The organism is Pseudomonas sp. E1BtOHC1 (assembly GCF_058744285.1).
The window spans coordinates 4,857,272-4,878,397 of sequence record NZ_CP196023.1 but is presented as its reverse complement, the minus strand read 5'-3'; the positions used below and the strand labels follow the sequence as shown (position 1 = coordinate 4,878,397).

Sequence of the window (21,126 nt, the reverse complement as noted above, 5' to 3'; positions counted from 1 at the left end):
GTCGCAGACAGCGGCGCATCGGCAACTCGGGGTTGTAGACCGGCCAGCCCGGGACGGTTTTGACCCCGCTCAAGGAAGGGCCTTGCCGATCCTGGCCACCGCCTCGAAGGCCGGCAGCGGCGCCGCGGGTTCGACACAGGCATCCAGGGCCTGGGCGATATCGGCCAGCAGGTCGGCGATGTCTTCCAGACCCACCGACAGGCGCACCAGGCCTTCGGCAATGCCATGTTCGGCCCGTTCTTCCGGGGTGTAGGTGGAATGGGTCATGCTCGCCGGATGCTGGGCCAGGGACTCGGCGTCCCCCAGGCTCACGGCGCGGCTGAACAGTTGCAGGGCGTTCATGAAGCGGCTGCCGCTGGCCAGACCGCCCTTGAGTTCGAAGGCGATCATGCCGCCGGGCAATTTCATCTGCTGTTGCGCCAGGCTGTATTGCGCGAAGGACGGCAGGCCGGGGTAGGCGACCCACTGCACCAGCGGATGTTCCTCCAGGTACTCGGCGAGGGTCTGGGCGTTGCTGCAGTGGCGGTCCATGCGCAGGGCCAGGGTCTTGAGGCCGCGCATCAGGAGAAAGGCGTCCTGGGGCGAGAGCACCGCGCCGGTGAGGTCCTTCAGGCCCTGCAGGCGAATCCGCTCTGCCAGACCTTGGCGGGTGACCACGATACCGGCGGTGATGTCGCCGTGGCCGTTGAGGTATTTGGTGGCTGAGTGCACGACCAGATCTGCCCCCAGCTCCAGCGGACGCTGCAGATAGGGGGTGCAAAAGGTGTTGTCCACGGCAAAGGTGATGCGCGGGTGCTGGCGGGCGATTTCGGCCACGGCGGCAATGTCCACCAGTTGCATGTTGGGGTTGGCCGGGGACTCGCAATAGATCATGCGTGTGGCAGGGCTGATGGCGGCCCGCAGGTTGCCCAGGTCGCTCATGTCCACATGGCGCACCTTGACCCCGAACTCGGCCAGACCGTGGTGCAAGAGGGCGAAGGTACAGCCATACAAGGTCCGGCAGACGATGATTTCGTCGGTGGGGCGCAACAGGGTCCACAGGGTGGCGGCAATGGCGCCCATGCCGGAACCGAAGGCCACTGCGGCTTCGCCATTTTCCAGGGCCGCCATGCGCGCTTCGAGCAACGCCAGGGTCGGGTTGCCGATGCGGGTGTAGAAGTAGCCGGGTTCTTCGCCGGCAAAGCAGCCGGCGCCATATTCGGCGGTGGCGAAGGTAAAGGTGGAGGTCAGGTAGATCGGTGGAATCAGCGCGCCCTGGTGCTCCTGAGGGTTATAGCCGTGGTGGATGGCTCGGGTGGAAAAACCAAGGTCGCCGCTTTTGGTGTGCATGGTGAACACTCCCGGATTTGCTCTAGGCTCTATACGAAAACTGCCTGCGCTTCGACCATGCTGTGCACTTCGCGCCTTCGGCGCTACGTAGAAACAGGCTCGTGCGCGAGTCCGATCGGAATGCTCATGTAGGCCCTACAGTCGACCGCGACTCCGGCCCTTCCTCGCCTGTTTTTGCCTTGCCTGATCTTTGCTCGGTGAGTTTTGGTACAGGCCTTAATGCTATGCTCAAATTCGGCGCAATAAATTCTAATCTGCCCCCTTAAAAGTCGGGTGATTGGAATAAATCATCATAAAAACAAGATAAAGAGGCAAAACATGCCCCAAGGTCTGGATCGCACGGACAAAGCCCTGCTGATCGCCCTGCAAGACAATGCCCGGCTCACCAACGCCGAACTGGCCGACAACGTTGCCCTGACCACGTCGCCGTGCTGGCGACGGGTGAAAATCCTCGAAGAGAGCGGGGTGATCACCGGCTACCAGGCGATCCTCTCGCCCAAGGCTCTGGGTTATGGGGTCACTGCCTTTGTCAGCGTGATGATGGAGTCACACTCCCAGGAGACCGCCCGGGCTTTCGAGCAGCGGCTGCTGGAGATCCCGGAAATCATTGCCTGCCACAACGTCTCCGGACGCTATGACTTTCTTCTCGAAGTGCTGGCCAGGGACCTGGAGTCCTTCGGTGAATTTGCCCGGGAGGTGTTGCAGGCCCTGCCGGCGGTGAAGGAGATCTATTCGAGCTTTTCCTTCAAATCGGTGAAGCCGTTGCGGCAGATTCCGGTACAAGAGTAAGAGCGGCGGCCGTTTGGCGGCGATCGGCGCCGTTGTTGTTCAGCGCGATCGCCCAGAGGCCGCGGCGATGGCGTCCCGCTGCTTCACAAGCCATCGAGCTGCCTGAAACAGGCCCGCAGCGAAAGAGCGCAGTGCAGGTCAAGGCTCAAACCGCGCCATGGGCCGCGAGGTTGCAATACTGCCCTTTGAAATACAGCAATGGCCGCGTAGCAGCCGCTTGTTGCAGGTTTAACGCTTTCACTTCACCAACCACGATCAGGTGATCACCTGCGGCGTGTTCGGCATGAATTTCACAATCCAGCCAGTGCAGGCTGCCGGTGATGATCGGATTACCCAACGGCGATTCCTGCCATTGAACGCCATGCCATTTGTCTGTGCCTTTGCGAGCGAACTGGTTGGAAATCTTGACCTGTTCACCTGACAGGATATTGACCACGAATCGACCCGCCTGGCGAATCTTGGGATAGCTGGCCGAGCTGGACATGACGCTGAATGACACCAGCGGCGGGCTCATCGACACGCTATAAAACGACTGACAGGTAAAGCCAATCGGCTCGCCATCAACCTGTGAGGTAATCACCGTGATACCGGATGCGTAGTGCCCGAGCGCTTCGCGAAAGTTCAATGGCTCGATAGCAGTACTGGGAAGTGACATAGTGGGTCCTAAATATTGGGTGCTGCTCGAAAATGTTGAGGAGGGCCTGAAACAGTCCCGTAACTTTTCAATCCGCCGCTTCAATCCCCCCGCACAGCACTTCCGGCTTTAGTTCAGCACGGGTTCGAGAGTTCTCTTCGGATAATTTCTGCACCGGCGCTCAAAGCCTTTAGCTTGCCTCTTGCCACTCCACGAGATAAGGGTGCCATGCCACAGTTAGTGCAAGGATAGAGTTTGTCGGCATCCACGAACTGCAGTGCTTTGCGTAGGGTATTGGCCACTTCCTCTGGTGTTTCAATGGTGTTGGATGCCACATCAATGGCCCCGACCATCACTTTCTTGCCTCTGATGAGTTCAATGAGATCCATTGGGACATGAGAGTTGTGACATTCCAGTGAGACTATATCGATACTGGACTTTTGCAGCTTGGGGAAAGCCTCTTCATATTGTCGCCACTCTGATCCCAGGGTCTTCTTCCAGTCTGTATTGGCCTTGATGCCATAGCCATAGCAAATATGGACCGCCGTTTCACACTTAAGACCTTCAATTGCCCTTTCCAGGGTGGCCACTCCCCAATCATTCACCTCATCAAAGAAAACGTTAAAGGCGGGCTCATCAAACTGGATGATATCCACACCGGCAGCCTCTAACTCCAGGGCTTCCTGATTGAGGATCTTGGCGAATTCCCACGCCAGTTTTTCGCGGCTTTTATAGTGGCTGTCATACAGCGTGTCGATCATTGTCATCGGGCCTGGCAGCGCCCATTTTATGGGTTGCTTGGTTTGCTGACGTAAAAACTTGGCATCTTCAACAAACACCGGCTTTTGCCGAGTAACAGCACCCACCACCGTTGGCACGCTCGCATCATAGCGATCACGAATTCTAACGGTTTCACGTTTCGCGAAATCAACGCCGCTGAGGTGCTCAATAAAAGTAGTGACAAAGTGTTGGCGCGTTTGTTCGCCATCACTGACGATATCAATACCGGCCTGTTGTTGTTCCTGCAGTGACAAACGTAACGCATCGTGTTTGCCCTCAACTAATTCCTCGTCTTGCAACTTCCAGGGCGACCACAGTGTTTCAGGTTGTGCCAGCCAGGAGGGTTTAGGCAAGCTGCCGGCAGTTGAAGTGGGTAACAGTTTTTTCATCATGAATGGCCTTGTGTTTTTAATCAGTCAAAGAGCGTAATTGGCGGACCACTGCTCAAGAATGGCCTGGTACGGCTTGATGAAGTTGTTTTCAACAAACTGCCCCTGCTCAACAGCCAGGCGGCTACGTTCTTCTCGGTCATAGACAATTCGAGTTAATGAATAGTCCTGATGTTGCAGACTTGGCTGGTAGGATTTACCTGCAGCAGAGTTGGCGTTGTAAATTTCAGGGCGGTAAATTTTCTGGAAAGTGTCCATCGTGCTGATGGTGCTGATAAGCTCAAGATTAGTGTAGTCACTGAGCAAGTCGCCGACGAAATAGAAAGCCAAAGGCGCAACGCTATTTGAAGGCATGAAGTAGCGAACTTTCAAGCCCATTTTCTTGAAGTAATCATCAGTTAAGGAGTATTCATCCTGCTGGTACTCGATGCCCAATACAGGATGCTGGTTTTCAGTCCGATGATAGGTCTTGCTGCTCGAAACACTGAGGCAAATGACCGGTGGCTTATTAAAGTTTTCCTTGTAAGCGCTTGAGTTGATGAAGTGCTGGAATAGCTTTCCATGCAGCTCTCCGAAATTGTCAGGAGCGCTGAATGTTGGTTGATCCTTGTTGTGCCCCAATAACAGCACGCTAAAGTCATAATCTCGTACGTAAGAGGAGAAGTTGTTTCCGACAATGCCTTCGAGGCGTTCATTGGTCTTTCGATCAAAAATATTCGTTTTCAATATTTCAATCAGAGGGATGGCATTGTCACTGCTTTCAGTATCGATACCCATTTCAACGGAAATGATTTCAAGTTCGACGGTATAACGATCGCCTTTGGGGTTGTCCCAATGCGCCAATGCATTGAAACGGTTGTCAATCATTCTCAAGGTGTTGCGCAAGTTCTCTTGGCGGCTCTTTCCACGGGCCAAGTTGGCGAAATTGGTAGTGATGCGTGTGTTTTCGGAAGGGTGATAGTGCTCGTCGAAGCAAATGCTTTTAATGGTAAATGTAAATTCTTTGCTCATGGTAATCTGGCATCCTGGTTTCCGAGATAGAACCTGAATTCATTTGTGGGTTCTTAGTGCTTCCCAATTTTATTTCTGGTTTCTTTTGCTCAGTAGTCTTTATGTTATCTATAATTTAGGCGCATTTTATGCTGAGCTATTAATTGAGTGAAAATGAATTGATTTCACTGAGCCTTTAGTCACATTCATGATGTGATGTTCATTCAGTTGTAGAAGTCTATTTCCCACAGGATTTACTGATCGGCGAAACAAGCAACTGAAGGTGTGCGAGTTGGCGAGTGCGTGGGGAGTTGGCCATCGCATGACAGAACATCTTCAAGGCTTGAAGAGCCGCAGCGCTCGGGCCCTGGCGCAATCCGACCCGTGGCAGTTTTGGCAAAACTCGATGGGCTTCAGATCACAGCCAGAGGGGGCCTGGGCACGCAGCGACCGGGGACCTGTCCCATCAATGCAATTGCTGTTCGTCCAGGTAGCGGTTCAGGCATTCGATAAAGGCCTGGTGCTTGCGGGTCTGGCGCCGGTGAGCCGGGTAGATCACATGGATTCGCGGGCCGAATTGCTCCGGGTCGAGCTGCGCCTCGGGCAGCAGTTGCACCAGCTCGCCGCGACGCAGGTAGGGCGCCGCGCTCCACTGCGGGCACAGTTGCAGGCCCAGCCCGGCCAATAGCCCGCCGAACAGAAAGTCGTAATTGTCACTGGCCAGTCGCGGCACCGGCTGGGGCACACGCTGCTGCTCGCCATTCAAGGTGAAGCGCCAGAAATGCGGGTTCAGCGCCGGATGACGGAAGATCAGCCAGTCATGCGCGGCAAAATGCGCCGGGGTCACCGGCAGGGTCTGGCGTTCCAGGTAGCGCGGGCTGGCGCAGAGCAGGATGCGGTTGGCCGTCAGCGGGCGGGCGATCAGGTCCGGCAGCTCCACCGGGCCGTCGCGCACCGCCAGGTCATAGCCGCCACTGTGCAGGTCGACGAACTCGTCAGTGAGTTCCACTTCCAGCCGCATCTGCGGGTATTGCTCAAGAAAGTCATAGCAGGCGCCATTGAGAAAGGCCGGGGCAAAGGAGGGCGGCGCCACCAGGCGCAGGGTGCCGCACATTTCCTGCTGCAGGCGCTCGATGTCTTCCTGGGCCTGCTGCAGTTGGCGCAGCACCTGCCGGGCGCTGGCCAGGTAGATATGCCCGGCTTCGGTGAGGGCGATGCGTCGGGTCGAACGCTCGAACAGCCGGGTGCCCAGCTGGCTTTCCAGGTGGCTGACCGCCTTGGTCAGGGCCGAGGTGGTCTTGCCCAGGCACGCGGCGGCGCGAGTGAAGCTGCCCTGGTCCGCGGTGGTCACGAACATGGTGATGGCGCCCAGCTGGTCCATTTCAGTCTTGCCTCTTTGGAAAGGATGTCTTGCGCGAAGCAGTATTCTTAAGCGCCGATGAGTTGGCTAGTCTCTCGCCCATTCTGACCCAAGGGTGCCAACAACAATGAAAAACGCTCTGAAGATCACGCTGGCCTCGGCGCTGGTATTGGCCTCGATGCACAGCCAGGCAGCGGTGGACCTGCTACTGCACAACGGCAAGGTGTTCACCGCCGAACAGGGCCAGCCCCTGCAACAGGCTGTGGCGGTGGAGCAGGGACGGATCGTCAAGGTCGGCAGCGATACCGAGGTCCTGGCGCTCAAGGCTGCCGGGACCCGGATCATCGACCTGCAGGGCAAGGTGCTGATGCCGGGGTTCATCGACAGCCACAGCCACGCCATCTTCGGGGGCCTGAAGCTCAAGGCCGCCGATCTGGACAGCCAGCAACTGCCCCTGGATGAGCTGGAGCAGCGCCTGCGCGGCTGGCGCGATGACGGTAGGGCGCGGCATGGCGACATCCTCAGCGTCAGCGGTTTTCCTTCGACCTACTGGAGCCAGGTGGACGCCCTGGAGCAACGTTTCAACCAGGGCGAATGGGCCACCACGCCGGTGCTGTTCGTCGGCTGGGACTACCACACCGGCTGGGCCAACCGCGCCATGCTCAAACGCGCCGGGATCGATGCCGCGCGGGTCAAGGCGCTGCAGGGCGAAGCGCAGGCCACCATCGGCCACCACCCCGACCACAGCCCCAACGGCTTTGTCGCCGACGCCGGGCTCTCGGCGCTGACTTCGCAACTGCCGCCGCCGAGCTTCGAGCAGTTGCTGGATGCCGGGCGCGCCGCCCGTGATCTCAACCTCAGCCTGGGGATTACCGCGCTGATGGACCCGGCGGCCAACGCCACCCCCGGCGACGCGCTGTTCGCCATGCACCCCACTGCCAAGACGGTTGGCGTGCTGCCGGTGTACAAGGCGCTGTCACAGCAAGGCGAGTTGAACCTGCGGGTCGCGGCGCTGATGGTGGCCAATCCCAAGAGCCGCCCGGCGGACCTCGAGGTGCTGGACCAGGTACGCAGGCAGTTCCTCGGCGTCGAGAACCTGAGCCTGCCAGGGATCAAGATCTTCGCCGACGGCGTGGCCGAGTTCCCGGCGCAGACCGCCTCTTTGCTCACCCCTTACAAGAACTCGAAGAAGGACGGCGAACTGCTGATCGACCCGGCGCATTTCGGCGAGTTGGTCAGCGCCGCCGATGCCCGGGGCTGGTTGGTGCACGTGCACGCCATCGGCGATCGCGCGGTGCGCGAATCCCTCAACGGCATCGAGCAGGCGCGGCGCGACCGTCAGAGTGGCGTGGTGCACTCCATCACTCATCTGCAGATGGTCAACCCCAAGGAGTTCGCCCGCTTCAAGCCTCTGGACGTGATTGCCTCCATGCAGTTGTACTGGGCGTCCGCCGACGAGTTGAGCATCGACCTGCTCCAGCCCTACATCAGCGCCATGCAGTTCCAGTTCATGTACCCGGCGCGCTCGCTCTTGAAGAACGGCGCCACCATTGCCGGCGCCAGCGACTGGCCGGTGAGCACCCCCGAGCCCTGGAAGGCCATCGCCCAGGCCATCAGTCGCAAGGGCCCCAAGGGCGTATTGAACAAGGATCAAGGCATCGACCGGGAAGCCCTGTTCTACGCCTACACCCGCAATGCCGCGCGAGCCATTGGCCTGGAGCAACAGATCGGCAGCCTGGCCCCGGGCAAGCAGGCCGACCTGATTGTGCTGGACCGCGATGTGTTTCAGGTGCCTCAGGAGCAGTTGGCGGATACCCAGGTACTGACGACCTATTTTGCCGGACGCGAGGTGTACCGCCGGCCGTGATTCGGCGGTAACGCGAAGCGGGCCCGCGATCTTGATCGCGGTTTTTTTGTCGACGCCCTCGCTGGCAAGCCAGCTCCTACAGGTGATCAGCTCGCCTCAAAAGCACTTTTCTGCACACCGATGATTGACGCGGCAACAGCGCCTCCCTATTCTTTGTCGATCGACAAAGAATAGGGAGCAATTCGATGAAAACCCTCAAGGGTCCCAGCCTGCACCTGGCACAATTCAGTGCCGATACTGCACCTTTCAACAATCTGCCGAGCATTGCCCAATGGGCCGCCGACCTGGGTTTCAAGGCGCTGCAGATTCCCGCCTGGGATGCGCGGTTGTTCGATGTCGCCACCGCGGCGGACAGCCAGGACTACTGCGATGACCTCAAGGGCCAGCTGGCACAAAAGGGTTTGGTGATCAGTGAGCTGACCAGCCATATCTTCGGCCAGCTGGTGGCGGTGCATCCGGCCTACGACGCGATGTGCGACAACTTCGCCCCTCAGGCGCTGCGGGGCCATCCTCAAGCCAGAACGGCCTGGGCCATAGAGCAGATGAAGCTGGCGGCCAAGGCTTCGCGCCGCCTGGGGCTGAGCGACATGGGCACCTTTTCCGGGTCCCTGGCCTGGCCCTATCTGTTTCCCTTTCCGCAACGCCCAGAAGGCTTGATCGAAGCCGCTTTCGAGGAGCTGGCGCGGCGCTGGCGGCCGATCCTCGATGTGTGCGACGAGCAGGGGGTCAACCTGTGCTACGAGATCCATCCCAGCGAGGACCTGCACGACGGCACCAGCTTCGAGCGTTTCTATGAATTGGTGGATCGCCACCCGCGCTGCAACATCCTCTTCGACCCCAGCCACTTCGTGCTGCAGCAGCTGGACTACCTGAGTTACCTGGACATCTACCACGAGCGCATCCGCATGTTTCACGTCAAGGATGCCGAGTTCAATCCCAGCGGCCGCCAGGGCATCTACGGCGGCTATAGCTCCTGGGTCGAGCGGGCCGGGCGCTTCCGCTCCCTGGGCGATGGCCAGGTGGATTTCAAGGGGATCTTTTCCAAACTGGCGCAATACGACTACTCGGGCTGGGCGACCCTGGAGTGGGAGTGCTGCCTCAAGGATCAGGAGGATGGCGCCCGGGAGGGTGTCGAGTTCATCAAGCGCCACATGATCCAGGTCACCGAGCGGATCTTCGACGACTTCGCCGGGGCCGGGATCGACCGCCAACAGATCAACGCCATGCTCGGCATTGCCTGAAACCCTTCATCGAGAAAAAACCATGAATGCTTTGACTGACAACCTCCAGGCCGACAGCGTCGACCTGGTTCACCGTTACGTGCGCGTCGATGGCCAGCGCATCCACTGCGTCAGCGCCGGCACGGGCCGACCGGTGCTGCTGATTCCCGGCTGGCCGCAGACCTGGTACGCCTGGCGCGAAGTGATCCGGGCCCTGGCTGCCCGGGGCTTCCAGGCCATCGCCGTGGACCCGCCGGGCAGCGGTCAGTCCGACCGCCCGGAGCAGGGCTACGACACCGGCCATGTGGCCGGGGTGCTGCACCAGGTGATGGGGCAGTTGGGCTTCGAGCGCTACAGCGTGGTCGGCCACGACGTCGGCATGTGGATCGCCTACGCCCTGGCCAGCGATCATCCGCAGGCGGTGGAGCGCCTGGCATTGACCGAAGCGGTGATCCCGGGGCTGGCGGAGGCGCCGCCGATCTTTGTCGCGCCAGAGCAGAACATCTTTCTCTGGCATTTCATGTTCAACCAGTTGCGGGATTTGCCGGAAGCCTTGATCGCCGGGCGCGAGCGGGCCTACCTGAATTACATCTTCGATCACTGGTCCCATCGTCGCGAGGCGGTGGCCGCCGAGGTCTATATCGAGGCCTATGCTGTGCCGGGCGGCCTGCGCGCGGGCTTTGCCTACTACCGGGCGATTCCCGAGACGGTGCGCCAGAATCAGCTGCGCGCGCAGCGGCCGCTGGCGATGCCGGTGCTGGCCATCGGTGCCGAGCACGCCACCAACGATGCGCCCTTGCTGACCCTGCAGGGCCACGCCACGGATCTGCGCGGCGCCATCGTGCCCGACTGCGGGCACTTCATCATGGAAGAGGCGCCCGAGGAGTTCCTCGCTCACCTGCTGCCCTTTCTTCAGGAAGGCGCCGACTGAAGTTCGGCGCAGACGGCCCCGGGGCATGGAAAATGGCCGGGGCCGGTGCAAATCTAATATCATTTCGTCGCGGCGCCTGCGCCCACTCACTGACCGGCCCCTGCCGGTCAGTTTCCTTGTCTTGACGAGATACCCGACCCCCATGGCTGGAAGACCCCGCGAATTCGATCGCAACCAGGCGTTGCGCCAAGCGCTCGAGCTGTTCTGGGCCCGTGGATTTGAAACCACCTCCATGGCCGATCTGGTGGCGGCCCTGGGGATCGCTTCGGCGCGGATCTACGCCGCCTTCGGTTCCAAGGAGGCGCTGTTTCGCGAGGCCATCGAACTCTATGAAAGCCATGAGGGCGGCTTTGCCGATCAGGCCCTGGGCGAAGCCAGCGCTTACGTCGCCATCGAGCGCATGCTCAAGGAGGCGGTGGCGCTTTACACCCGGGCCGGTCATCCCCAGGGCTGCATGGTGGTGTCCTCGGCGGTGAACTGCTCCAGCGACAACGACAGCGTGCGTGAGTGGCTGGCCGAGCATCGCCGGGCACGTACCGCCAGCATCATCCAGCGCCTGGAAACGGCGGTGCAGTCGGGGGAACTGCCGGCACACACCGATGCAACTTCCCTGGGGGATTATTACTCTACGGTGCTGCACGGACTGTCGGTACAGGCCCGGGACGGGGTCACCCAGGCGCGCCTGCTCAATGGGGTGGCGCTGGCCATGACGGTCTTCGAGGCGGCGCGGGGCAACTGACCAGGCGCCTGCCAGCGTCTGCCGCGCAGCGCGCACCAGGTGCGCAAGCGGGCAGCCCGAGTCATTGTTCCTGGCCCGGCTTGTGCATTTTTATCGGGTCCTGGACCTGTTCGATCATCGATAGAGTATTACGACCCGCACATGAGTAACTCCGCGGCTACACCTCAAGGTAACTGGCAGCCGGTCATCGCGTTGGCGCTGGCGGCCTTTGTCTTCAACACGACGGAATTCGTGCCGGTGGGGCTGCTCAGCGCCATCGGCGCCAGCTTCGACCTGCCTACTGCGCGGGTCGGGCTGATGCTGACCCTCTATGCCTGGGTGGTGTCCCTGACCTCGCTGCCGGTGATGCTGCTGACCCGCAACGTCGAGCGGCGCAAGCTGCTCACGGTGCTGTTCGGGCTGTTCATCGTCAGCCATGTCCTTTCCAGCCTGGCCAACAGTTTCGGCCTGTTAATGCTCAGCCGCATCGGCGTGGCCCTGGCCCATGCCCTGTTCTGGTCCATCACCGCGTCACTGGCGGTGCGCCTGGCACCGCCGGGCAAGCAAGTGCAGGCCCTGGGCCTGCTGGCCACCGGCACCTCCCTGGCCATGGTCCTGGGCATTCCCCTGGGGCGCCTGCTGGGCGAGGCCCTGGGCTGGCGCACCACCTTCAGCGTGATTGCGGCCATGGCCGGTCTGCTGGTGTTGTGGTTGATCCGTACCTTGCCGCTGCTGCCCAGCCAGAACTCCGGCTCCCTGCGCAGCCTGCCGCTGCTGTTCAAGCGCCCGGCGCTGGTGGCGATCTATGTGCTGACGGCCCTGGTGGTCACCGCGCAGTTCACCGCCTACAGCTACATCGAACCGTTCATCAAGGTGGCGGCGGGCCTGGGGGGCGATGTAGTGACTCTGATCCTGCTGGTGTTCGGCGGTGCCGGAATCATCGGCTCGCTGCTGTTCAGCTGGCTGCACCGTCACAGTCCCCAGGGTTTCCTGCTGACGGCGGTGACCCTGCTGGCGCTGTGCTTGAGTCTGCTGTTGCCTCTCAACGGCCACGTCTGGTCCCTGGTGGCGCTGAGCGTGGTCTGGGGCATGGCGATCATGGGCTTCGGCCTGGCCCTGCAATCGAAAGTGCTGGTGCTGGCGCCGGACGCCACCGACGTGGCGATGGCGATGTTCTCCGGGATCTACAACATCGGCATCGGCGGTGGCGCGTTGCTGGGCAGTTGGGTGGGCGGCCAGTTGGGGTTCGCCTATGTCGGCCTGGCGGGCGGTGCACTGGCCACCGTGGCCTTGCTGTTCTATGGCCTGGCGATCCGGCGCATGGCCGCCGCCGCGCCGGGCAATTGAGGCAGGCATTGCCCGACGCCGCTGGCGCTTTGGTGTTCCTCGGCAGCGCCAGGCTTCAGGCGTGCACCGGCTTGCGGCGATCCGGCCAGCAGGCCACCAGCAACAACAGCAGCGCCGCCAGCAGGTAGGGCAGGCGCGGCTCCACGGCGTAGATCAGGGTGCCTGCCAAGGGCCCGACCACCACCCCCAGGCCCTGGGCTGCACCGACGGAACCGGCGGTGGCGCCTTGCTCGGCAGCGTCCACTGCGTTGCTGGCCAGGGCGGCGAAGGAAGGGAAGATCCAGCCCATGCCGGCGGCCGAGACAAAGAACCCCAGCCATAGCACCCAGGCGTGGGCGGCGAGGATGCTCGCGGCAAAGCCCACTGCGGCCACCAGGGCGCCGACGCGGATCATTCGCAGTGGCGGCCACTCCAACTTGCGCACCACCAGTTGCGCAGCGATCAACGCCACCCCCACCAGGGTCAGGGCGACACCGGCGGTCTGCGCCGCGTCCGCCGGGCCCATGCCCAGGCGGTCGAGGGCGAAGAAGCCCACGGTGATCTGTGCCATGGCCACGCACAGCATGGAGATAAAGGCCACCAGCAGCGGCCGGCGCAGGCGCGGGTCTGTCAGGCTCACCGACTTTGGCGGTTGCTTGAGGTGCAGTTCCTGGCGCGGCAGTCGTGCCTTGAGGAAGGCGAAGCCCAGCAGCGGCAGCAGCGCCAGCACATAGAACGGCAGACTCAGGCTATGGCGTGCCAGCAGCGCGGCAATCGCCGGGCCCAGGACCAGGCCGCAAGCGTTGGCCGCCCCCAGGGAAGCCATGGCCCGAGCCCGGTGCTCGGGCTCGATGTTATCGGCGATCAGCGCATAACCGCCCACCGGAATCGCTGCATAGAACACCCCGATCAGGCCGCGGCCCAGCAGCAGCCCGGCAAACGCCAGCAGTGCCGAAGGCAGGGCGTGCAGCGACAGGTCGATGAATACGCTGAGGGCGAGAAAGGCCAGGGTGAAGCCGCCGGTGCCCAGCAGCAGGATCTGCCGCCGACCCAGGCGGTCACTGGCCCGGCCCCAGGGGCGGGCCAGGAGCATCCAGATCACGCCGGAGACGGTCACCGCCATTCCCGCTTGCCAGGTGGCCAGGCCCAGAATCCGCGCAATGGGACCGATCAGCGAGACAAACGCCATCATCGCCATGGTGCAGGCCAGGTTGGCCACCAGCAGCGGACGCAGGTCGAAGGCCGGTGCGTCCTGGGGCGTTTCCAGGGTGTCGAGGGGCAGCTGTTGCATGTCGCTCATGAGTTATCCCAGGGCTGAGTGAAAGGGCAGGCGGCCGTCGACCATCACCAGCGGTCGACCGCGCACCTGTTCCAGGCTGCCGTCGACGCCATAGACGTCGCGCAGCAGTTGTTGGTTGACCACTTCCAGGGCCGGTCCGGCGGCGGCCAGGCGGCCGTTGTGCAGGACCACCACCTGCTGGCTGAAACCCAGGGCCAGGTTGATGTCGTGGACCACCACCAGGGTGATCAGTTGGCGCTCGCGGGTGGCCCGGGTAATGGCGTCCACCACCTGGCACTGGTGGTACAGGTCCAGGGCGCTGGTGGGTTCGTCCAGCAGCAGCACCCGGGGCTGACGCACCAGGGCCTGGGCCAGCCCCACCAGCTGGCGCTGGCCGCCGGAGAGGGCATCGATGGGGCGGTCGGCCAGGGCCGTCAGGTCCAGGTCCCGGAGCACCTGTTCGACCCCGTGCAGCACCGCGGCGCTGGGGCGGCCGGGGGCGAAACCGGCGCTGCGATGCCCGGCCATGGCGGCGCTGAGCACGGCTTCGAAGGCGCACAGGCGTGTGCGTTCCGGCAGGCTCTGGGGCAAGTAGACGATATGTTGAGCACGTTCGACCTGGGGCAGGCGGTTGAGGTCGACGCCATCGAGCAGCACCTGCCCGGTGGTTTTCTGCAACCCGGCGATGCCCCGCAGCAGGGTCGATTTGCCCGCCGCGTTGGGGCCGATCAGCGCGGTCAGGGTGCCGGCGGCCAGGGGTGGCAGGCTCACGTCGCGCAGTACCTGGCGGCTGCCGTAGTGCATGTTCAGGCCGGCAGTGCACAGCCCGGGCGTGGAGGAGGCGATAAGGCTCACAGGACACCTCGACGGTTGCGCATGACGATGGCCATGAAAAATGGAATGCCCACCAGGGCCGTGACGATGCCCACCGGCACCAGTACCCCGGGGATCAGGGCCTTGCTGGCGATGGAGGCCATGGACAGGATCAGCCCGCCGCTGAGCACGCTGGCCGGCAGGAACAGCCGATGGTCCTCGCCCACCAGCAGCCGGGCGATGTGCGGGGCAATCAGGCCGATAAAACCGATGGTGCCGACAAAGGACACCGCCAGGGCCGACAGCAGGCTGATGCGCAGCAGCGACAGCAGGCGCAGGCGACCGACGTCGATGCCGAAGCTGCGGGCCCGTTCCTCGCCCAGGGTCAGGGCGGTCAGGGCCCAGCTCTGGCGCAGGGAAAACGGCAGGCACAGCAACAGCGCCAGGGCCAGCACCCCGAGCTTTTCCCAGGAGGCCCGGGCCAGGCTGCCCAGGGTCCAGAACACCAGTTGCTGCAGGCTGTCCTGGGTGGCGACAAACTGCAGCAGGGCCACCAGGGCGTTGAAGGCGAACACCAGGGCGATGCCGAACAGCACCAGGCTTTCCACGCCGAAGCCGCGCCAGCGTGCCAGCAGGTACAACAAGGCCACCGAGGCCAGGGCGAAGAGGAAGGCGTTGGCCGAAATCAGGTACTGCGCCGGCACTCCGGGAATGCCCAGGCCCAGGACAATGGCCAGGGCCGCGCCAAAGGCTGCGGCCGCGGATACGCCGAGGGTGAAGGGGCTGGCCAGGGGGTTGTCGAGCACGGTCTGCATCTCCGCCCCGGCCAGGGCCAGGGCGGCACCCACCAGCACCGCCATCAGGGCGTAGGGCAGGCGCACGTTCCACACGATCACCGCTTCGACCCGGGGCATCGAGCCCGGGTCCCAGAGCACCTGCAGCAGGCGCGAGAGGCTCATGCCCGAAGGCCCGGTGGTGATGTCCAGGGCCAGTGACAGCAGCAAGGCCAGGGCCAGCCCGGACAACAGCAGCACCCGGCGGCCATGGCGTCTTTGGTAGTGCCCTGAGGCAACGCGCTCCTGCACGTCGGTGGCAGCCTGGGTCATGGCACCAGGCTCGTGGTGAATACGCCGCTGGCGGGAATCGGCATGAAACGCTGGTACAGCTCCCGGCGGGTCTGGTCCGGGTCCAGGTCCTTGAACAGTTCAGGGTGCAGCCACTTGGCCAGGGCCTGGACCGCGATCAGGTGCTCCGGCGAGTCATAGAAGATGTGCCACAGGCCATGCACATTGCCCTCGCGCACCGCCCGCAGCTCGTTCAGCGGTGGGCGCTGGGCGGCCTGGCGCAGGCTGTCCCGAGCCTGTTGCAGGGTGGCGGAGTACCCCAGGGTCACGCCGCCCTGGCCGGCAGCGAACACCCCGGTGGCCACGTACACATCCGGATCGCTGGAGAGGATGTACTCCACATTGAGCACACCAATGGGCCCGGGAATGCGCCCGTCGGCGATGTTGCGCCCGCCGGCCAACTTGATCATTTCGCCGAAGTTGCCGGTGCCCGGCGAGCCGCAGCAATCCTGCAAGCCGGCGAGCATGTCGACGAAGATCTTCGGCTGTTTGACGTTGCCGGCCTTGGCCAGGGTTTCGCTGACCCGGGCCAGGGACTGCTGGTAGAAGGCGATGAACGCCTCGGCCTGCTGTTCACGGCCCAGGGCCTGCCCCAGCAGGCGCATGCTGGGCACGGTATGGCTCAGGGGATGGTCGCTGAAGTCGACGAAGATCACCGCCACCCCAGCGGCTTCCAGCTGCTTCACCGCCTCGCTGTCGGGGCTCGGCCCGTGGCCGCCGCTCAGGGCCATGATCGCCAGGTCCGGGTGCACTGCCAGGGCCTTTTCGACGCTGAAGGTTTCGGCGGAAGTTCCTCCTACCAGCGGCACCTTTTCCGCCTCCGGGAAGGCCTTGTGATAGGCCTCGTAGCCCTGTACGTCGAGGCCGCGAAAGTCCCCTTGCCAACCGGCGAGACGGGCGAAGGGATTCTGGCCTTCGAGCAGCGACAGGGAATAGATCATCCGGCCTTCACCCAGGAGGATGTGCTCGACCTTCTCCGGCACCTGGACCTGGCGTCCGGCCAGATCGGTGAGGGTCGCGGCGCTGGCCGTGGCGGCCCATAGCAGGCCCAGGGGCAGCAGGCCGAGCAAGAGCCCGCGCTGGGCGCGGCGCAAGAAATCACGGTGTGTCATGGGAGGTTTCCTTGAACGATTGAACGGCCCGGCGAGTGACGCGCTTGCGCCACCACAACAGCAGGCCGGTGATGTACAGCAGGGGTAACGAAATACCGCAGAGAAAAGCCAGCCAGGCGCCGGGTGTGCCCAGCAGCAAATGCCCGTGGGCAGCGGAAAACAGCGGCTTGACGGCCATGGGCCGGGCCGCCAGCCAGGTGAACAGTTCCGGGCGCGCGAGCCAGGCACCGCTTGCGGCGATCAGCAGCAGCGGTAGGCACAGCCACGCGGCGGCGAGGTTGTGCCATTCGCGCAGGCGCCGGGTGCCCTGGCTGCCGCGACGCAGGCTGGCGGCTTTCCACCAGCTGCGGCGCCCCGGCCACCAGAGGTACAAGCCGCTGCCCAGCGAGCCCAGCAACACCAGGCCGCACACCAGCACCAGGGTCGAACCCCAGGCCTGCGGCAACAGCAGGCTGCGGTGCAGCGCCACCAGCTTGGCCAGCCACAGGTCTTCGAAGACAAAGAAGCCCCGGGGCTCGCCGGTGTAGGGATCGATCATGGCGATGCCGGTTCCGGGGCGCTCCTTGAGGGCACCGAAGACGATCACATTGTCCGATTCGAGAAAGCCCTGGCGCGGCGGCGCCGCGCCGAAGACTTTGTGCAACTGCGGGTAGGCGTCGGAGGCGGCCCTGATCCAGGCCTCCTGTTCCAGCAGCGTGCCGTGCTCGCCGGGGGCCAGTTGCAGCATCGGCGCACCGACCTCCCAGCGCAGGATCGGTCCCTTGAGTTCCAGCAGCGAACCACTGAGGCCCAACAATGCCAGGAGCAACCCCAGGCTCAGGGCCAGCCAGCGATGCAGCCGGAGCCAGATTTCACGTATGGGCAGCATCGGCGACTTACCAGCGGTAGCGCAGGCTGGCGATGACGCTGCGGTCATAACCGGCGCTGCAATTGGTCAGCGAGCAGCCTTCGTAGTAGCGCTTGTCGGTGAGGTTGGTGGCGTTCACCGCCAGGCGCAGGCCCTTGGCCGCCGGGATCAGCTTGTCGAAGTCGTAGTGCACCGCCGCGTCCAGCAGGGTGTAGGAGGGCACGCGCTGGGTGTTGGCGGCATCGGCCTCGGTGGAGCCGATGTAACGCACCCCGGCGCCAAAGCCCAGGCCGCTCAGGGGGCCTTCGGGCAGGGTGTAGTCGGCCCACAGCGAGGCCATTTTTTCCGGGGTGTCGGTGGGGCGTTTGCCCTTCTCCAGCGGGTTGTTGCTCTTGCTCACCTCGGCGTCGTTGTAGGTCAGCGCCGCCAGCAGGTCCAGGCCCCGGGCCAGGCTGGCCTTGCCTTCGAGCTCGATGCCGCGCACGTTGATCTCGCCGGTCTGGATCTTGTTCAGGCGTTCGGCCGGGTCGGTGGTCAGGACGTTTTCCTGGGTCAGGTCGAACAGCGACAGGGTGATGTAGCTGTCGATCCCCGGCGGCTGGTACTTGATCCCCACTTCCGACTGCTTGGCGCTGGTGGGCTTGTACGGCGTGCCGTAGAAGTTGGTGCCCAGCACCGGGTCGAAGGACGTGGAGTAGCTGATGTAGGGCGCCAGGCCGTTGTCCGCCAGGTACACCAGCCCGGTGCGGTAAGTGAACTTCTCGTCGTCCTGCTTGCTCCCGGTATGCTCCAGGCGATTGTCGGTACGGGCGCTGGAGCGGTCCTGACGTCCGCCGACGGTGAGCACCCAATGCTCATCGAAGGTGAACTGCTGCTGGGCGTAGACCCCAACCTGATCGGCGCGCTGCACGGTATTGGTGAAGGGGGTGGTGGGGTTGAACACGCCGCCATGCACCGGGTTGTAGATGTCGATGGGCGAAGCGGTGCCGCCGCGCAGGTAGTAGTCCTCGCGGGTGCGTCGGTAGTCCACTCCCAGCAGCGACACCATTTGCGTGCTGCCCAGGTTCCAGCGGGCCTGGGCATTGTTGTCCAGGGAGTAGGTGTCGCCGACGATGCGAAAGCGATAGGCGGCGCGGTTCAAGGTGCGCAGGTCCGGGGCCAGGGACATGCCGCTGGCGGTGTTGGTCAGCAGGTTGACGTGGCCGTAGCGGGCGCTGGAATTGAGACTCCAGACGTCATTCAGGCGGTGCTCCAGCAGGTAGCCCAGGGAGTATTGGGTGCGGTCGTTGTCCAGCCCCGGTTCATCGAGGAAGACGTTGTGCTTGACCTTGCCATTGGGGTTGCCAAGCAGGGTGCCCCGGGCCGGCAGGAACACCCGCGGCGCGCCGAACGTGTCCTGGGTGTAGTCGGCCAGCAGGGTCAGGCTGGTGTCGTCGTTGGGCTTCCAGGTGAAGGAGGGCGCGAAGTACTGTTTGTCGTCCTTGATGTGATCGAACTGGGTGCCGCTGTCGCGCTCCAGGCCCACCAGGCGGTAGAGGAACTGCCCTTCATCGTCCAGGGGGCCGCTGAAGTCGAACTGGCCCTGGGCCCGGTCGAAGCTGCCACCCTGGATCTGCACTTCATGGAAGGGTTTGTCCAGCGGGCGCTTGCTGATCTGGTTGACCACGCCCCCCGGGGAGTTCTGACCGAACAGCACCGAGGCCGGGCCCTTGAGCACATCGATGCGCTCCAGGCCATAGGCTTCGACCTTGGGCCAGGCCTGGGCGGTATTGCCCTTGAGGCCATCGCGGAGCATGCCGGTGGTGACGTCGAAACCGCGGATCGAGAGGGTGTCGAAGCGCTGGCTGGCGGCGGTGGTATTGGCCTGGACCCCGGCGGTGTAGCGCAGCGCCTCGTTCACCGACTGCACCTGCTGGGCATCCATCTGGTCGCGGGTGATCACGGAAATCGACTGGGGAATTTCACTCAGCGAGGCATCGGTCTTGGTGCCGCTGAGGCTGCGCTTGGCCACATAGCCGCTTTGCTGGCCGGTGGGGGAGTCGACCTGGGTGGCGCTGATCACGCTGGTGTCCAGGGTCAGCGGCTGTTGCGGTTCGCGCTCGGCGTCCGCGGCCAGCGCGCTACCTGCCTGGGTCAACGTCAGGCCCAGGGCCACGCCGTGGATCAGGCACGCCAGCGGACTGCGGCGCAGGGTCGGGCGAGGAACCGCAGAATCGACAGGCCAACCTGAGGTGTTTCGGTGCGCAACGCTGGTGCCCATGCTTCACTCCGTGATGGGGATTAAATGAGAATGCAAACGTATCTCATTTGTGAGCATGGGTTAGGGCCTAAAACTTTGGCTTGAGCGATCATTTCTTTCGTTTGCGGTACGGCGGGGCAAGGTCAAGGGCAAGCGCGCCCGACTCAGCGCAGGGACTTGGGCGAAACCCCGAAGCGCTTGCGAAAGGCGGTGGAGAAATGCGCCGGGCTGTAGCCGACCCGATAGGCCGCGCTGGAGACATTGGTTTCGCCACTGGCCAGCAAGCGGTAAGCCTCGCCCAGGCGCTGTTCCTGCAGGTAGGCATAGACGCTGGTGCCGAACACCTGGCGAAAGCCGGCGGTGAGCTTGCGCGGATTGAGACCCACCTGACGCGACAGCTCGGACAGCGACGGCGAGTCCTGCAATGAGTTGAGCAGCAGGTCCCTTGCGGCATGGATGCGTTCGATGTCCGCCGAGCTGCACAGGCTGTCCTGCAGTGGTCGGGACTCGGCATGGGCGAGGATGCCCTCGACTCCCAGGGCGGTGAGCTCCAGGGCCTTGCCGCCCAGGTAGAAGGAGCGGGTCGGGCCCTGCAGCGGGCAGGTGAAGATCTGCTGGGCCAGGGCCAGCAGTGGCTTGCTGGCCGGCTGGCAGAACAGCATCGGCCCGCCGCCGAGCGGGTCCAGCAGGCGCTCGGGTTCCAGGCCGGCATTGCGGATCGACGGGAAGTCCAGCTGCACCGTGGTGTAGCGCACCGGTACGCCACTGGCGAACAGGTGGTCGCCGCAGTGCTCGCCCTGGTTGGCCACGGCGCACAGGGTCGGGCCGCGAATTTCCACTTCCGGTTGGCCCTCGACCCGGCAATTGAGCTGGCCGCTGAGCACCAGGATGATTTTCAAACCTTGCCAGAGCGGCTCTTGCATCCACATCTGGCTGTCCATCAGCACAGTCCCGGTGGACAAGGTGATTTCCGGCACCACAGCCGCCGTGCCGGCGTGCTGCGGATTGGGAAACTGCAGGGTGAAATCCCTTTGGACAGGCTGCGGCGCAGCGTGGGGGCTGAGCATGGCGAACTCCCTGTGAACCCGAAAAAGAGGCCATAAGCTAGCAGGAAAATCCTCCCCTGTAATTAAGAATGATTATCCTTTAGCTTTCTGGCCCCGTCCTGTCAGGGCCGGCCGGGGCCTCGCCGCGCAATCAAAAGAAAAAGCCGCGCAAACGAATGTCCTGCCGATTGCCGGGCCCTGGAAATTGCCGGTTAATAATCACTCTCATTTGCAGGCACGGCAGCCCTTCATGGATGACACCCCACGCAACAGCACCGCAGGAGCGCCTGTGGACCTTCATTTCCTTCCGCGCTGACGGCGTTTTCCCGTTCA

The 21,126-nt window shown here is 63.2% G+C and carries 18 protein-coding genes; 6 read left to right on the top strand and 12 right to left on the bottom strand.

Features of this window, described 5'->3' with window-relative positions; genetic code table 11:
• Nucleotides 1-69: 69 nt before the first annotated feature.
• Complete coding sequence (locus tag ACSSVC_RS21965) at nt 70-1,329, bottom strand: methionine gamma-lyase (protein ID WP_346635569.1); 1,260 nt, start codon at nt 1,327-1,329, stop codon at nt 70-72.
• Between the two features lie 318 nt (nt 1,330-1,647).
• Between ACSSVC_RS21965 and ACSSVC_RS21960 the strand changes: the two genes are divergently transcribed.
• Entirely contained in the window at nt 1,648-2,118 is a 471-nt protein-coding gene (locus tag ACSSVC_RS21960) for an Lrp/AsnC family transcriptional regulator (RefSeq protein WP_346635568.1), read from the top strand.
• A gap of 145 nt (nt 2,119-2,263) precedes the next feature.
• Here ACSSVC_RS21960 and ACSSVC_RS21955 read toward each other — a convergent pair whose 3' ends face one another.
• From ACSSVC_RS21955 to ACSSVC_RS21940, 4 genes are all read right to left on the bottom strand, one after another.
• Nucleotides 2,264-2,773 carry a flavin reductase family protein gene (locus tag ACSSVC_RS21955; protein ID WP_346635567.1) on the bottom strand — a complete coding sequence of 170 codons (510 nt, stop codon included), beginning with the start codon at nt 2,771-2,773 and terminating at the stop codon, nt 2,264-2,266.
• 113 nt (nt 2,774-2,886) lie between these two features.
• Entirely contained in the window at nt 2,887-3,921 is a 1,035-nt protein-coding gene (locus ACSSVC_RS21950; protein ID WP_346635566.1) for a methionine synthase, read from the bottom strand.
• 27 nt (nt 3,922-3,948) lie between these two features.
• Nucleotides 3,949-4,932 (bottom strand): DUF1852 domain-containing protein, encoded by a 984-nt coding sequence (locus ACSSVC_RS21945; protein WP_346635565.1) that lies wholly within the window; start codon nt 4,930-4,932, stop codon nt 3,949-3,951.
• A gap of 445 nt (nt 4,933-5,377) precedes the next feature.
• Nucleotides 5,378-6,292: a LysR family transcriptional regulator gene (locus ACSSVC_RS21940; RefSeq protein WP_346635564.1), complete on the bottom strand. Its 915-nt coding sequence runs from the start codon at nt 6,290-6,292 to the stop codon at nt 5,378-5,380.
• A gap of 106 nt (nt 6,293-6,398) precedes the next feature.
• On the opposite strand from ACSSVC_RS21940, the gene ACSSVC_RS21935 reads away from it, so the two are divergent.
• The 5 genes from ACSSVC_RS21935 (at nt 6,399) to ACSSVC_RS21915 (ending at nt 12,354) form a co-directional block, all read left to right on the top strand.
• The gene (locus ACSSVC_RS21935; protein ID WP_446440231.1) at nt 6,399-8,138 is read left to right on the top strand and encodes an amidohydrolase; all 1,740 of its coding nucleotides are present in this window, start codon (nt 6,399-6,401) and stop codon (nt 8,136-8,138) included.
• A 185-nt stretch (nt 8,139-8,323) separates the two neighbouring features.
• A complete protein-coding gene (locus ACSSVC_RS21930; RefSeq protein WP_346635562.1) occupies nt 8,324-9,379 on the top strand; it encodes a sugar phosphate isomerase/epimerase family protein in 1,056 nt (351 codons plus the stop codon).
• Nucleotides 9,380-9,401: 22 nt separating this feature from the next.
• A complete protein-coding gene (locus ACSSVC_RS21925; RefSeq protein ID WP_346635561.1) occupies nt 9,402-10,289 on the top strand; it encodes an alpha/beta fold hydrolase in 888 nt (295 codons plus the stop codon).
• A gap of 142 nt (nt 10,290-10,431) precedes the next feature.
• Entirely contained in the window at nt 10,432-11,028 is a 597-nt protein-coding gene (locus ACSSVC_RS21920) for a TetR/AcrR family transcriptional regulator (protein WP_346635560.1), read from the top strand.
• Nucleotides 11,029-11,169: 141 nt separating this feature from the next.
• The gene (locus tag ACSSVC_RS21915; protein ID WP_346635559.1) at nt 11,170-12,354 is read left to right on the top strand and encodes a sugar transporter; all 1,185 of its coding nucleotides are present in this window, start codon (nt 11,170-11,172) and stop codon (nt 12,352-12,354) included.
• A gap of 55 nt (nt 12,355-12,409) precedes the next feature.
• Here the strand turns inward: ACSSVC_RS21915 and ACSSVC_RS21910 are convergent, their stop codons facing one another.
• From ACSSVC_RS21910 to ACSSVC_RS21880, 7 genes are all read right to left on the bottom strand, one after another.
• Nucleotides 12,410-13,633, bottom strand: coding sequence for an MFS transporter (locus ACSSVC_RS21910; RefSeq protein WP_346635558.1), 1,224 nt, complete (start codon nt 13,631-13,633; stop codon nt 12,410-12,412).
• 3 nt (nt 13,634-13,636) lie between these two features.
• On the bottom strand, nt 13,637-14,416 hold the full coding sequence (locus tag ACSSVC_RS21905; protein ID WP_346635581.1) for an ABC transporter ATP-binding protein: 780 nt from the start codon (nt 14,414-14,416) through the stop codon (nt 13,637-13,639).
• 47 nt (nt 14,417-14,463) lie between these two features.
• On the bottom strand, nt 14,464-15,531 hold the full coding sequence (locus ACSSVC_RS21900; protein WP_346635557.1) for a FecCD family ABC transporter permease: 1,068 nt from the start codon (nt 15,529-15,531) through the stop codon (nt 14,464-14,466).
• Nucleotides 15,528-16,661 (bottom strand): ABC transporter substrate-binding protein, encoded by a 1,134-nt coding sequence (locus ACSSVC_RS21895; RefSeq protein ID WP_346635556.1) that lies wholly within the window; start codon nt 16,659-16,661, stop codon nt 15,528-15,530. The genes ACSSVC_RS21900 and ACSSVC_RS21895 overlap by 4 nt, the downstream gene beginning before the upstream one ends.
• Nucleotides 16,648-17,529, bottom strand: coding sequence for a PepSY domain-containing protein (locus tag ACSSVC_RS21890; protein WP_492611364.1), 882 nt, complete (start codon nt 17,527-17,529; stop codon nt 16,648-16,650). Before ACSSVC_RS21890 ends, ACSSVC_RS21895 begins: the two co-directional genes overlap by 14 nt.
• Before the next feature lie 7 nt (nt 17,530-17,536).
• Nucleotides 17,537-19,768 carry a TonB-dependent siderophore receptor gene (locus ACSSVC_RS21885; protein ID WP_404937120.1) on the bottom strand — a complete coding sequence of 744 codons (2,232 nt, stop codon included), beginning with the start codon at nt 19,766-19,768 and terminating at the stop codon, nt 17,537-17,539.
• A gap of 143 nt (nt 19,769-19,911) precedes the next feature.
• A complete protein-coding gene (locus ACSSVC_RS21880; RefSeq protein WP_346635553.1) occupies nt 19,912-20,814 on the bottom strand; it encodes an AraC family transcriptional regulator in 903 nt (300 codons plus the stop codon).
• Between the last annotated feature and the right edge of the window lie 312 nt (nt 20,815-21,126).